The 11,323-nt window shown below is 46.3% G+C and carries 16 protein-coding genes; 10 read left to right on the forward strand and 6 right to left on the reverse strand.

Annotated features, from left to right (window positions below; all coding sequences use genetic code 11):
• Positions 1–83 precede the first annotated feature (83 nt).
• The 6 genes from ACTS60_RS04995 to ACTS60_RS05020 all read left to right on the forward strand — a co-directional run bounded on the left by ACTS60_RS04995 (position 84) and on the right by ACTS60_RS05020 (position 3,750).
• Complete coding sequence (locus tag ACTS60_RS04995; protein WP_440887363.1) at positions 84–590, forward strand: GNAT family N-acetyltransferase; 507 nt, start codon at positions 84–86, stop codon at positions 588–590.
• A 27-nt stretch (positions 591–617) separates the two neighbouring features.
• Positions 618–1,349 carry an SDR family oxidoreductase gene (locus ACTS60_RS05000; RefSeq protein ID WP_440887364.1) on the forward strand — a complete coding sequence of 244 codons (732 nt, stop codon included), beginning with the start codon at positions 618–620 and terminating at the stop codon, positions 1,347–1,349.
• A gap of 9 nt (positions 1,350–1,358) precedes the next feature.
• Positions 1,359–1,823, forward strand: a complete 465-nt coding sequence (locus ACTS60_RS05005) for an N-acetyltransferase family protein (protein WP_440887365.1) — start codon at positions 1,359–1,361, stop codon at positions 1,821–1,823.
• A gap of 371 nt (positions 1,824–2,194) precedes the next feature.
• Positions 2,195–2,665 carry an HAD family hydrolase gene (locus ACTS60_RS05010; protein WP_440887366.1) on the forward strand — a complete coding sequence of 157 codons (471 nt, stop codon included), beginning with the start codon at positions 2,195–2,197 and terminating at the stop codon, positions 2,663–2,665.
• Between the two features lie 60 nt (positions 2,666–2,725).
• The gene (locus ACTS60_RS05015; RefSeq protein ID WP_440887367.1) at positions 2,726–3,226 is read left to right on the forward strand and encodes an N-acetyltransferase family protein; all 501 of its coding nucleotides are present in this window, start codon (positions 2,726–2,728) and stop codon (positions 3,224–3,226) included.
• Positions 3,227–3,300: 74 nt separating this feature from the next.
• Complete coding sequence (locus tag ACTS60_RS05020) at positions 3,301–3,750, forward strand: GNAT family N-acetyltransferase (protein ID WP_440887368.1); 450 nt, start codon at positions 3,301–3,303, stop codon at positions 3,748–3,750.
• A 14-nt stretch (positions 3,751–3,764) separates the two neighbouring features.
• Here ACTS60_RS05020 and ACTS60_RS05025 read toward each other — a convergent pair whose 3' ends face one another.
• Complete coding sequence (locus ACTS60_RS05025) at positions 3,765–4,424, reverse strand: hypothetical protein (RefSeq protein WP_440887369.1); 660 nt, start codon at positions 4,422–4,424, stop codon at positions 3,765–3,767.
• Positions 4,425–4,492: 68 nt separating this feature from the next.
• Positions 4,493–4,936: a c-type cytochrome gene (locus ACTS60_RS05030; RefSeq protein WP_440887370.1), complete on the reverse strand. Its 444-nt coding sequence runs from the start codon at positions 4,934–4,936 to the stop codon at positions 4,493–4,495.
• Between the two features lie 132 nt (positions 4,937–5,068).
• Between ACTS60_RS05030 and ACTS60_RS05035 the strand changes: the two genes are divergently transcribed.
• A complete protein-coding gene (locus ACTS60_RS05035; protein WP_440887371.1) occupies positions 5,069–5,710 on the forward strand; it encodes a cytochrome b/b6 domain-containing protein in 642 nt (213 codons plus the stop codon).
• Between the two features lie 10 nt (positions 5,711–5,720).
• Positions 5,721–6,149, forward strand: coding sequence for a MarR family winged helix-turn-helix transcriptional regulator (locus ACTS60_RS05040; protein WP_071235850.1), 429 nt, complete (start codon positions 5,721–5,723; stop codon positions 6,147–6,149).
• Positions 6,150–6,367: 218 nt separating this feature from the next.
• On the opposite strand, the gene ACTS60_RS05045 is transcribed toward ACTS60_RS05040, so the two are convergent.
• A complete protein-coding gene (locus tag ACTS60_RS05045; protein ID WP_009706824.1) occupies positions 6,368–6,655 on the reverse strand; it encodes a hypothetical protein in 288 nt (95 codons plus the stop codon).
• Positions 6,656–6,717: 62 nt separating this feature from the next.
• Positions 6,718–7,635 carry a DMT family transporter gene (locus ACTS60_RS05050; protein ID WP_440887372.1) on the reverse strand — a complete coding sequence of 306 codons (918 nt, stop codon included), beginning with the start codon at positions 7,633–7,635 and terminating at the stop codon, positions 6,718–6,720.
• Between the two features lie 110 nt (positions 7,636–7,745).
• Between ACTS60_RS05050 and ACTS60_RS05055 the strand changes: the two genes are divergently transcribed.
• Positions 7,746–9,182, forward strand: a complete 1,437-nt coding sequence (locus tag ACTS60_RS05055; RefSeq protein WP_440887373.1) for a PLP-dependent aminotransferase family protein — start codon at positions 7,746–7,748, stop codon at positions 9,180–9,182.
• Positions 9,183–9,307: 125 nt separating this feature from the next.
• Here ACTS60_RS05055 and ACTS60_RS05060 read toward each other — a convergent pair whose 3' ends face one another.
• Positions 9,308–10,441 (reverse strand): glycerate kinase, encoded by a 1,134-nt coding sequence (locus ACTS60_RS05060; protein ID WP_440887374.1) that lies wholly within the window; start codon positions 10,439–10,441, stop codon positions 9,308–9,310.
• A 219-nt stretch (positions 10,442–10,660) separates the two neighbouring features.
• On the opposite strand from ACTS60_RS05060, the gene ACTS60_RS05065 reads away from it, so the two are divergent.
• Positions 10,661–10,834, forward strand: a complete 174-nt coding sequence (locus tag ACTS60_RS05065) for a hypothetical protein (protein ID WP_010453386.1) — start codon at positions 10,661–10,663, stop codon at positions 10,832–10,834.
• A 60-nt stretch (positions 10,835–10,894) separates the two neighbouring features.
• Here the strand turns inward: ACTS60_RS05065 and ACTS60_RS05070 are convergent, their stop codons facing one another.
• Positions 10,895–11,263: a hypothetical protein gene (locus ACTS60_RS05070; RefSeq protein ID WP_010453388.1), complete on the reverse strand. Its 369-nt coding sequence runs from the start codon at positions 11,261–11,263 to the stop codon at positions 10,895–10,897.
• Positions 11,264–11,323: the final 60 nt, after the last annotated feature.

An 11,323-nucleotide genomic window follows, 5' to 3' on the forward strand; every position in this document is an offset into this window, starting at 1 on the left:
ACAAAGGAATGCAACGACTTGATTATATATGGCAATGAGTGACACACTGAGGAGAAAATACATAAAAGAGAGCGACATAGATAATGTTGACAACACCAAGACTTGCACTAAAGCCACTCCAACCTAAACACTGGTCGCACTTCCAACGTTTACTGCACGATCCACAAATCATCTCACTCTGTTTCGACCCGCCGACCGAAGAGGAAATGCGCCAAAAATTCGAATCACGCCTGCCAACATGGACACCGCAAAGTGAACATTGGTTATGTTTGGTGATTTATGAAAAACAAAGCTCGCGACCAATTGGTATCACAGGCTTTGTCTTACAAGACGGTACGGCGGAAGTGGGGTATTTACTTCTGCCAGAATTTTATGGCCAACAATTTGGCACCGAATCCCTTGCCGGCGTGATTGAGTGGGCAACTAACAAACACAGAATTTCCACATTTTCGGCCACCGTAACAGAAGGCAATATTGGATCTGAGCGAGTGCTGGAAAAGTGCGGATTCAAACTTGTCAAAACCATACCTGAAGCCTATGAAATAGGTGGGAAAAAGTACGCTGATAGGCTCTATTCATTACAAAAATAATATTAACGATAAAAACAAGGACGTATTTTGCAGAAAGTAGTCATCATCACAGGAGCAAGCCGAGGCATCGGAGCCGCGACCGCCAAATTACTCGCCAAACAAGGTTATGCCGTATGCGTTAACTATCGCGTTCAAGCCGATGCTGCCGCGCAAGTTGTTCGTGACATTGAGGAAAGTGGCGGTAAAGCCATCGCCATCAAAGCGGACGTCTCCAATGAGCAGCAGGTACTCTCATTGTTTGAACAAACCGAACAAGCACTAGGCACAGTGACTCACCTCGTCAACAACGTTGGTATCTTATTCACTCAATCTCGTCTTGCGGACATGAGTCTTGAGCGATTCCAAACCGTGATGAAATCCAACGTCACAAGCTGTTTTCTCTGTTGCCGAGAAGCAGCAAAACGATTTGAATCTGGCAATGCGATTGTTAATGTTTCTTCTGCGGCATCCCGCTCCGGCGCGCCGTTTGAGTACGTTGATTACGCCGCCTCTAAAGGCGCAATGAACTCTCTCACCAAGGGGTTATCTTTAGAATTGGCCGAGAAGAATGTTCGTGTAAATGGTGTTCGCCCCGGCTGCATCTATACCGATATCCATGCCGATGGCGGCGAGCCGAATCGAGTCGACAGGCTCAGTGAAAAAATCCCTCTCAAGCGAGGTGGCACGGTAGATGAAGTGGCCAATGCCATCGCGTGGCTACTCAGTGATGAGGCTACTTATGTAACAGGTTCGTTCATCGACCTTGCTGGCGGAAACTAAGGGACAATAATGAAAATCAGATCAGCGACACCCGACGATCTCAACGCGCTCTTTATATTAAACACGCAAATTAGCGAACTTCACTTTCGTCATGCGCCACAAACTTTTGTACCGCCTTCTGCAGAAGACAAAACCTTTCTCGCAAATGCGCTGGCCGATGATGGTCGATTGGTACTCATTGCAGAAGAAGATCAACAAGCACTTGGTTTTATCACTGCGACCATTACCCAAAATGAAACCATCAGCTTTTTAATCAAAGACCCGATTTGCCGTATTGGCACCATCGTCGTCGATGAAAATCAGAAGTCAAAAGGCGTTGGCCGAGCCTTAATGACGGCCGTTGAGCAGTGGGCACGCGAGTCAGGTGCAACTCAAGTCCGCTTGGAAGTCATGGAGTTTAACCACAATGCGCAGCAATTTTACGACAAACTGGGCTTTGTTCCCAACTCCCGTCTTATGATGAAATGTTTGTAACGATCACGGCATTTAAGCGTATTTCACCGTTAAAGCTAACGTGAATCGCATTTATCTTTCTTACTTTTCTTCCCTTTTCGAAAAGACGATATGATGTACGGATATACCCAAGTGACTTCAAGATGCAGGATTCAGAGCGTTGTCATTGATTCGAGGTCAAGGAAAATAACGCAGCTCTTTCCAAGTTGTTTGAAGCAGAGATCGAGTCAATGACACGCTCCCAAAGAGCGAGTTGTCTTGGCTTGTATACTTTGTTGTCGATTCTTGATTTGGGCCCACCAAACCTTTAAATCGCCGCCGCGTCTACAAACCAAGTCATTCTCGCTGGACCAAGCATCTCGAGGTTACTTGGGTATAAAGGAGATTCGAACATGATTTATCTTTTCGATTGGGGAAACACCTTGATGGTCGATTTTCCTCACGCACAAGGAAAAATGTGCGATTGGGAACACGTTGAAATCGTTCCTCAAGCCAAAGAAACTCTGGCGGAGCTCACACAAGATCACGAGGTTTATATCGCGACCAGTGCATCAGACTCCGCAATGGAAGATGTGCAAAAAGCCTTTCAACGAGTTGGACTCGACCAATACCTCTCTGGCTATTTTTGCTTTGCAAACCTTGGTATTGCCAAGAATCAGCCTGATTTTTATCTTGCGGTCGCAGAGCAATTGAGCGCTGAACCAAGTCAACTCACCATGGTTGGTGACTTGCCCGAAAAAGACATTTACCCAGCAATGGACGCAGGCTTAAACGTCATTTGGTTCAACCCTAAAAACCTCCCTGCGCCAAGCAAACCAATCCCAAATCAAATACGTTGTTTGTCCGAGTTACTACGCACCTGATCAACATACACGCAAATACACTTAAGCCGCTAAACTTTATGCACCAATCAAGGAAGATGAATGCAGATTAGACCGATTACAGTCAACGACATTGACCACTTTATTTCGCTCTGGAATCGCGTTTATGAGGAAGGCGAATACTTACGCTCACCTGCGCCGGACAAAGCGATGCTGAGTGAGGTAATCACTCGTGTAGAAAAAGAATCCATTCCCCAATTTGTGGCCTTCGATGGAAAACGCCTAGTTGGCAGTATCGAAATCTTCCCGGCCGAAATGTGTGGCTACGAAGGAGGAGAGTTCGCTAAAACGGGCATTCTCGGCATTCATATTGACCGCCACTATCGAAACCAAGGGTTAGGAAAGAAGCTAGTCACCACCGCCATTCAAAGTGGCTGGGGATATGGCTATGACACCATTGCGCTTCACGTTTATAAGAGCAATCGGCGAGCGATTACCTTGTATGAAAAATTTGGCTTCGAGCATTGTGGCGAGTTAGGTGAAGTGCTGCTGCCCAACGGCAAATATCTGATGAGTCAGAAAATGGTCTTAAAGCACCCGTAAGTTGATTCTAGTAGCAAGACAACATTTCCTTTGCGATATACTGACCGGAACCCAATATTTACCGCGCATTTGTGATGATTGAATATAAACCCTTATCGCCAAATCAAATCCCGATGGCTTTGCTATTAGAAGCCGATCCAGACCGAGACAATGTAAATCGCTATCTTGCCAGTTCATTGAGCTTTGTTGCGGTGGAAGAGAACCAGATCGTTGGCGCATGTGTGGTGTTACCGCTATCAGAAACGCTGGCTGAAATCATGAACGTCTCAGTGGCACCTTCGCATCAACAACGTGGTATTGGCTCAGATTTATTGCGATTTGCCATTGAAGAGTTAAAAGGCCAATCTTTTCAAAAGTTGATATTAGGAACGGGGACGTTTGGTTACCAACTGACTTACTATCAACGTTTGGGTTTCAGGGTAGAGAGCGTGGATAAAGATCACTTCTTACTCCACTACCCAGAACCAATTTGGGAGAACGGTATCCAACACAAAGACATGCTGCGTCTGTATCTAGACCTTTAAACATAAAGGCTTAGTTAGCTTTTCATATCCAACTTTTTACCCAAATATTCAATCTCAAAAGTCGCATACCCAAGCTGTACCGCCTCAAAAGAGTACATCAGGTTTTGCGCCTGCTGGGCATCTTTCGCCAATACGGCGACGGAGTAAATCGGACGCTCAACACCATTCTCCAACACTTGGGTATTGATGTAAGACGACGTGACCAAGCCAGAGTTGTTCAAGCTGATCACTCGCTGCAAATCGACTCCTAGTACACGGTCCATTTCTAACGCCTCAATGCCCTCTTTCCAACGTAACGTCACACTGTAGTTGTCACTTTCTGGCGTGTTGTCTAACCATTTGGCGCCTAGTGGTTGAATGCTCGCGATCTTCACCAAATCTTGCTGATACATAGGTAAGTCCTGCAATTTAGTGGCGACTTCTGCTTCGTTATCTGCCGACAACACGAAACGCAAAATCTGTACTGGTTTACCATCAATACTGCTTGGTAAAACAAACATGTCTTTCACGTCACCTTGTTCGATCAGTTGGCTAAAGGCGGCTTTCTGCTCTGGCAGTGTTTTGAGAACCTGCTCCGAATCATTGGTGTTCCAAGCCAGTTCCACGCCGTAATCAGCAGCAAAGCTAGAGAAAGAGGCCGCAGTCAGCGTGCTTAATAGAATGAGTTTTTTCATAAGGTTACCTTTCACTTAACGATTTTCTTTTTTGCTTCAATATAAATTCAATGTTGTGGATCGCTTGATTACCAACGACTGCGGTATGCGCGATGGCAGCTTCGGCAAGTACTCTGAGCTTGCTTAAGACCTGCCTCAGCCGATGAAACTTGTTGGTTCTGCGCAGCTTGATACAACTGTGCAAACCCTTCATCCATTTGCAGCATCAAGCGATTGAAGTTATCTGGTTTGCTCCACACTTCTTTCTTCGCTTTGCTATCAACTTGGCTTCCCTCTGGGAACGCTTGTTTCAGTTGCGCGCTGTGACGAGTGAGTTCAACACCAATCTGTTCTAGCGTGAACCAATCGGTATTGCTGCCTTTCAATGTCTTACTGGCTTGTTTCGACAGGGACTCTATTTGCTCAAATGCATTCTGACGCGATTCAATTTGAGCGCTGAAGTCTTGGGCAAACACTGTTGTTGATACAAAGATGGTCGGTAAAAGTGCAATCAGTGCCAATATCTTTTTCATTTCATACTCCTGGTTTTTCGTTCTTGCTGTGTGGCTGCAAATAAATTTACACAACAATCATTGCATACGCAACTATTGTTGTGTAAATTACCGTAAAGAAGATCATCACACCGAGAAAAGATCGAGGTAATTATGAAAATTTGGGATTTAGCAACGCGACTTTATCACTGGGCTCAAGCCTTACTGTTTATAGCCTTGATGGCATCTGGATTGTCTGGCAATGGGCCCCATGTTCAATTGGGGTTAGCGTTATTCACTTTGTTGTTATGGCGATTGACTTGGGGAGTTATCGGCAGCGAAACCAGTTTGTTTCGACAGTTTCTCCGCTCGCCTAAAGGTGTCATTACTTACTTAAAAGGTAAATCGGCGGCGACTGTGGGTCATAATCCTGCAGGCGGCTGGATGGTGGCGACATTACTGACGACATTGCCGCTTCAATGTATCTCGGGAATGGCGCTGGGCGGCTTATTCGATGCGTGGCCGTATTCCGATGTTTGGCTTAACGACAACGTATTTGCAGGGCTTGAGTGGTTACACCTGACCTTGGCCGATCTTTTGCCTTTACTGATCGCCTTACATGTTGGTGCGATCCTTTTTTATAAACTAAGAGGTAAACCCTTGTTGAAAGCGATGATCACCGGTAAACAAACCCAAATGAACAAGCAGGCGCTCATCACCGAACAGAAAATTGTCTATCTCGCGCCGCAAAGCCGTGCTTTAGGGGTGCTAGTTGCTGCAACATTGGTTACCATGGCAATCGTTGCTTTATCATAAGAGTAAGAAAATGAGCGAACAGTTTGACAGACAAGACAGCTTTGGCTGGATGATCAATGTCGTTGCACACGATGCAGCGAAGCGATTTGAAGCCGAGCTCAAAAAGCACGGACTTACCGTTGCACTTTGGCCGACCATGATGTGCTTGTGGGAAGAAGAAGGCGTGACACAGCGCGATATCGCAGCGAAATCTAAGGTAGAAAACTCGACCACGACTCGTACCTTAGACAAGTTGGAGAAGTTAGGTTTAGTAGAGCGCCATCCCGATCCAAACAGTCGCCGCTCGTTCCGTATTTATCTAACGGAAGAGGGACGAAGCCTCAAAGAAACCTTGCTGCCAATTCCACTGGCCGTCAACAAAGAGTTGATGAGCCCGCTAGAGCCAGCAGAACAAAATGAGATGCTTCGCTTGCTAAAAAAGTTGGTCGCAGAGATTTAGTTGTAGACTAAACCAGTAGCTGGTTTCTGTACGACCAGCTACTACTATGAGTTTACTGAATAAATATGCTTGAGATTTAATCGGGCTTAATAATGAGTGGATGATTAAGCAATAAAAATTGTAAAGACATAGAGTTTATGCATGAGATTCTTCTTGTCTTTATTCATCGTCGAGTTGATAAAGACAAGGTAACTAAGAGAATGTCGAAAAAGTGTTGGTCAGGCATTCAACAAAGGCACGTTATTGCGGATTAAACCTCGGCGTACGCTGGTGCACATTTTGCCGAATCGGCGGATTTCATCAAACTGAGGCGTGATACCGCGATCCATTGCAGATTCCCAATAGCTCAGCTCAGAATCGACCATTTCCAACAGTTTTTTAGGGCAGCCAATGCATTTACCCTCAGGGCCACAAACAAAGGTCTCCGATTCATAAATCGGCAATTCTGCTTTCACTTGTTCAATGATATTGCGCATCGCGCTCATTCGATCTGGCTTGACGGTCATCATCCGACTCCACAAACATATAAGGAGCCGGATTGTACTCTCTGGCACGCAAATGTCCCTACCTAATTTAGGTATATTTTACGTTTCTGCTTTGCACCCTTTGATTTAAACATTGGTAGCTCAGGCTTTTTCACCACTAAGTAGACCGCCGTCGCCGCCAATACAAAGCCAACAATGCCCATCCAATCAAACGACTCACCAAAAGCAAACCAAGCTTGAAGCGCCGTGGTCGGAGGCACAAGGTAGAACACCGAAGCAACACTCGATGCCGCACCATTCTTCACCATGTACAGCAACAACAAAATCGCCACACAAGACAGTACGACCACGAGCCAGACCAAAGTAAGAATGAATTCCGTCGTCCATTGCACCTGCATGGTTTCAAACTGCATCGCGATGGGCAGGAACATGGCCAACGCTGCTAAATACTGCACGGTCGCGCCGCCTACCATATCCACTTGTTGGCAATATTTCTTTTGATACAAGGTGCCAAGCGTAATACCAAACAGCGACGATAAGCACACACCAATCGCTAAGGTTTTGTGTAAATCTGATTGCCACTCCATCTTACCCATAAGCACCATAGCAATGCCGACAAAACCCAAGGACAAACCAATCCACTGTGATGGTTTGAACTGCTCAGAAGCGAACGCCACCAGCAACACGGCAGTTAAAATAGGTTGTATCCCTACCAATAGCGAACTTAAGCCCGCCGGCATCCCCAAACTGATGGCAAAGTACGTCCCGCCGAGGTAAAAACCGTGAATCAATATCCCGACAACGCAGCTGTGCCAAAAGTCTTTTCCCGTTGGAATGCGACGGCGCAGAAAAGCCACAATCACCAAAAACAGCAGGACATTAAACGCCATGCGAATCGACAACAAGGTCGCAGGCTCGGCATATTGCAAACCAAATCGCGCACCAACAAATCCAGAAGCCCAAAGGATCACGAATACAAAAGGAATGGCTCTGATTAACATGATTCGTCCTCACTCTACTTATTTTTAAATCTTGAATGTTTTTAAATCTCGAATGTTGCTAATGTAGTTAGGTACAGAGTTTTCAAAAAGTGACAGATGGAAGTGTTTTTATGGGTACAGATTTAGGAAGTACGCTTGATGCCAATAAGTATTTGATCGTCGAGAAGCATCTCAAACAAGCGATCAGCAATGGGGTTTATCAACAAAACGACAAGTTGCCTTCCATCCGTCAATTGAGCACTGAACTCAAGGTAAGTAAGAACACGGTGATCCGCGCTTATCAGGAGCTAGAAGCACAAAGCATGGTTTACTCGGTGCCAAAATCCGGTTATCGAGTAAAGCCAACTGAGCGACATGAAGCCAAGATCACAAACCCTACGCGCGTGGATTTGCTCTCGGTGTGTAAACAAATCCTTACTTACCCCGAGTATCAAGAGCTGCTTCCGACGGGCTCAGCACACCCGAACATTGACGCGCCAGCCATCAAAAGCCTGTACGCCGAAATTGGCCGCCAGAGTCGCCAACAGAGTCATATTTCCAGCCATTATCAACTGCCACCGGGTGATGACTTGTTGGTCAAACAACTGGCGAAGATCACCCAAGACCTGGGAACGCCAGCAAACGTGGATGATCTTTTGGTCACCCATGGTGCACAGCAAGCGATCAGTCTTGCCCTTAGAGCAACAACACAGACTGGAGATATTGTGGCGGTGGAATCGCCCTGCTATTTCGGCAACTTATTGATGCTCGAATCGCTCGGTTTGCAGGTGGTCGAGATCCCTAGCTGCCCTCGTGATGGTATGGATCCAAACGCGCTAGAAAAAGCCATGGCAACGTGGGAGATCAAAGTCATTATTGTCACGCCAAACTTCACCAACCCAACAGGTTCAATGATGCCCCTTGAAAGGCGTGAGCAACTGCTTAAGGTTTCTGGAGATATTCCAATCATTGAAGATGACGTGTTTGGTGCGTTGAGTTACGACGAACCCTTGCCAAGCTTGCGCAAATTGGACGAGAAACAACGAGTGATTTACGTCAACTCCTTGTCGAAAACGCTCGATTCACGCCTTCGTATTGGTTGGATGTTGGCGGGACGTTACCGCGCTCAAGTCGAGCAATACCTATTATGTGAAAACATGGGCAGTTTGAACTTGATGCAATCAGCGGTAGGCACTTTCCTAACCTCAGGTAAGTACCGCACTCACACTGCGCGTATGTGCCGTGTTTACCAAGCCAACGTGAGACGATATTTGCAGATGCTCAACCAATGCTTGGATGCACACTTTGAACTCAAAAACCGCTACCAAATCAATGCAGTACAAGGTTCATTCTTGCTTTGGTTACGCTTACCGCCTAAGACTGACAGCTATGCGCTTTATCAAGCCTGTAACGAACACAAAATCAGTATTCTGCCCGGCTCGGTATTTGGCACTCAGGGACAGTATCAAAACTGCATTCGTCTCAGCGTCGCGAACTTTGGAGCAGAGAAAAACTGGCTCCCTGCGATGGAAACGCTGGCAAAACTGATTGCTCAACACGCCAAATAGTCGCACCAGACATTTCGTTCCAAGCATTCCGTCACAAACATTCAGCACCAGAAACAACAAAGCCTCCACAATTGGGAGGCTTGATATGGGTTCTCTGGGCTATCTGCTCAATCAAACACAAAGTGTCAGCGAGGCATTTGCCACAATCTCGCGACGTTTTCCGCTAAGTTCGCAAGGTTCACGTCGGCTTCTTCCAAAGCTTCTTGCAAGCTCATTGCGCGTGGTACACATACGAATACCGCGTCAATGCCGCACTCGTAGACGGCTTGGAAGTTATCACCTGAACAGCCTGCTAGGGCGATGACTGGCAAATCATACTGTTTCGCCACTTTTGCCACTCCCATTGGTGTCTTGCCGTGCACGGTTTGATGATCGATACGACCTTCACCAGTAAAGACAATATCAGCGTTCACTACATGTTCTGCTAGTTTTACGGTGTCGAGCACAATCTCGATACCCGGCTTAAGTCGTGCTGGCAGGTAACCAAGCAACGCTGCGCCCATACCACCTGCTGCACCTGCACCTTTTTGAGTCAGCACATGCTTGCCCGTCACTTGCTCAGTCAGTTCACCGTATTTGCTGAGAGCAGAATCTAACAGCTCAACATCCGCCGGCGTTGCGCCCTTCTGTGGGCCAAAAATCGCCGACGCACCTTTCTCGCCACACAATGGATTGTCAACATCGCATGCCACCAGCACTTCGCAGTCCGCTAAGCGAGCGTCGAGCCGAGACACATCAATGCTTGCTAGCTCAACCAAACCGCCACCGTTGGGTGTGATTGGCTGACCAGCACTGTCCAGAAACTTGACACCTAAAGCCGCCAGCATACCCGTGCCGCCGTCATTGGTCGCGCTACCTCCTAAGCCGATGATCAAGCGTTGAATACCGCGATCAAGGGCATTCAAAATTAACTGACCAGTACCAAAGCTGCTGGTGTTTTTTGGGTCACGAAGATCACTTGGCACAAGATGCAAACCACTTGCCTCTGCCATCTCGATCACTGCAGTTTCACCATCACCTAGAATGCCGTAAAACGCCTCAACATCATCGCCAAGTGGGTCTTTTACTGTCACGAAAACCTGCTCCCCCCCAGTCGCATCAATCAAAGATTGAACCGTACCTTCACCACCGTCAGCAACAGGTACCGTGACGAACTCGGCATCTTGCCAAACACGGGACAAACCCGTCTTGATAGCTTCGCTCACCTGCTTGGCAGTCAAGCTCTCTTTAAACGAATCTGGGGCAATCACAACTTTCATTTCATTCTCCTGGGAACTCGGTATCTCCCTGTTTTCCTAAACCTTAGTAGGTAAGAGATCAATTAGTCACTCTTTACTTCCTGTAATCATGAGGTAAAACCACATTTCATGCTATGGATCCTCCCTTCCATGTATCCGCAACATTTTTATGGTTTTAACGCATCACCCTCAATAAAGGGATATATACTTACTACTGAAACTGGTACCGGAGGGAGACTTATGGAACTACGCAACAAAGCAGGGGATACTGCAAAAATTGCAGATAACCTCACCCTTAAAGAGCTGACTGAAATGGGTTATACCGTCGATTTATGTGACGAAGCATTTGATCCAAACGAACATTGGAAAGCAGAAGGAAAAACTCAAGGCATGGGTGAATACCCAGAGGAATAGTACCCAACTGTATAGAAGATCACACTTCAAGCCGAGTGGTTCTACACTCGGCTTGTTCATTTATTTATTCGAAGCTTGAGTTTCCTTTACAAACAAATACATCTCTTCTAGGTAATTACCGTTTGCGCAACCCCAGTCACTCACTTCAACAAATTCCTTTATTAGTTGACCACTTTCATCATGTATCACTTTTTGACGAAAGGAGTTCCAACGCGCTAGTTCAAGACGATTATTGTTGTCCACATAATAGTCCCCATAACTTTCAATAAGCTTATTATAAGCATTCCAACGCTGCTCCGGCGTCACGCCTTCACTCATGATGACAGTACAGTTCGTTTCGATATTTTGTACTTGAACATTAGTTGGTGTCGTCGTTGAACATCCCGCTAAAATCAGCCCCATCAAACCTACTGCTATTCTTGTTTTCATTATTGTTTCCCTTACTTTCAGCACCACTGCGAAAGACCGAATTTTATAAACTGCGCTCCA

This window comes from Vibrio sp. WZ-1 (assembly GCF_052037695.1).
Taxonomy (GTDB): domain Bacteria; phylum Pseudomonadota; class Gammaproteobacteria; order Enterobacterales; family Vibrionaceae; genus Vibrio.

Bases quoted from the DNA above. Each gene is read 5' to 3' on its own strand.
- ACTS60_RS04995 (WP_440887363.1), top strand. From the start codon at position 84: ATGTTGACAACACCAAGACTTGCACTAAAGCCACTCCAACCTAAACAC.
- ACTS60_RS05005 (WP_440887365.1), top strand. From the start codon at position 1,359: ATGAAAATCAGATCAGCGACACCCGACGATCTCAACGCGCTCTTTATA.
- ACTS60_RS05010 (WP_440887366.1), top strand. From the start codon at position 2,195: ATGATTTATCTTTTCGATTGGGGAAACACCTTGATGGTCGATTTTCCT.
- ACTS60_RS05015 (WP_440887367.1), top strand. From the start codon at position 2,726: ATGCAGATTAGACCGATTACAGTCAACGACATTGACCACTTTATTTCG.
- ACTS60_RS05020 (WP_440887368.1), top strand. From the start codon at position 3,301: ATGATTGAATATAAACCCTTATCGCCAAATCAAATCCCGATGGCTTTG.
- ACTS60_RS05025 (WP_440887369.1), bottom strand. From the start codon at position 4,424: ATGAAAAAACTCATTCTATTAAGCACGCTGACTGCGGCCTCTTTCTCT.
- ACTS60_RS05030 (WP_440887370.1), bottom strand. From the start codon at position 4,936: ATGAAAAAGATATTGGCACTGATTGCACTTTTACCGACCATCTTTGTA.
- ACTS60_RS05035 (WP_440887371.1), top strand. From the start codon at position 5,069: ATGAAAATTTGGGATTTAGCAACGCGACTTTATCACTGGGCTCAAGCC.
- ACTS60_RS05040 (WP_071235850.1), top strand. From the start codon at position 5,721: ATGAGCGAACAGTTTGACAGACAAGACAGCTTTGGCTGGATGATCAAT.
- ACTS60_RS05045 (WP_009706824.1), bottom strand. From the start codon at position 6,655: ATGACCGTCAAGCCAGATCGAATGAGCGCGATGCGCAATATCATTGAA.
- ACTS60_RS05050 (WP_440887372.1), bottom strand. From the start codon at position 7,635: ATGTTAATCAGAGCCATTCCTTTTGTATTCGTGATCCTTTGGGCTTCT.
- ACTS60_RS05055 (WP_440887373.1), top strand. From the start codon at position 7,746: ATGGGTACAGATTTAGGAAGTACGCTTGATGCCAATAAGTATTTGATC.
- ACTS60_RS05060 (WP_440887374.1), bottom strand. From the start codon at position 10,441: ATGAAAGTTGTGATTGCCCCAGATTCGTTTAAAGAGAGCTTGACTGCC.
- ACTS60_RS05065 (WP_010453386.1), top strand. From the start codon at position 10,661: ATGGAACTACGCAACAAAGCAGGGGATACTGCAAAAATTGCAGATAAC.
- ACTS60_RS05070 (WP_010453388.1), bottom strand. From the start codon at position 11,263: ATGAAAACAAGAATAGCAGTAGGTTTGATGGGGCTGATTTTAGCGGGA.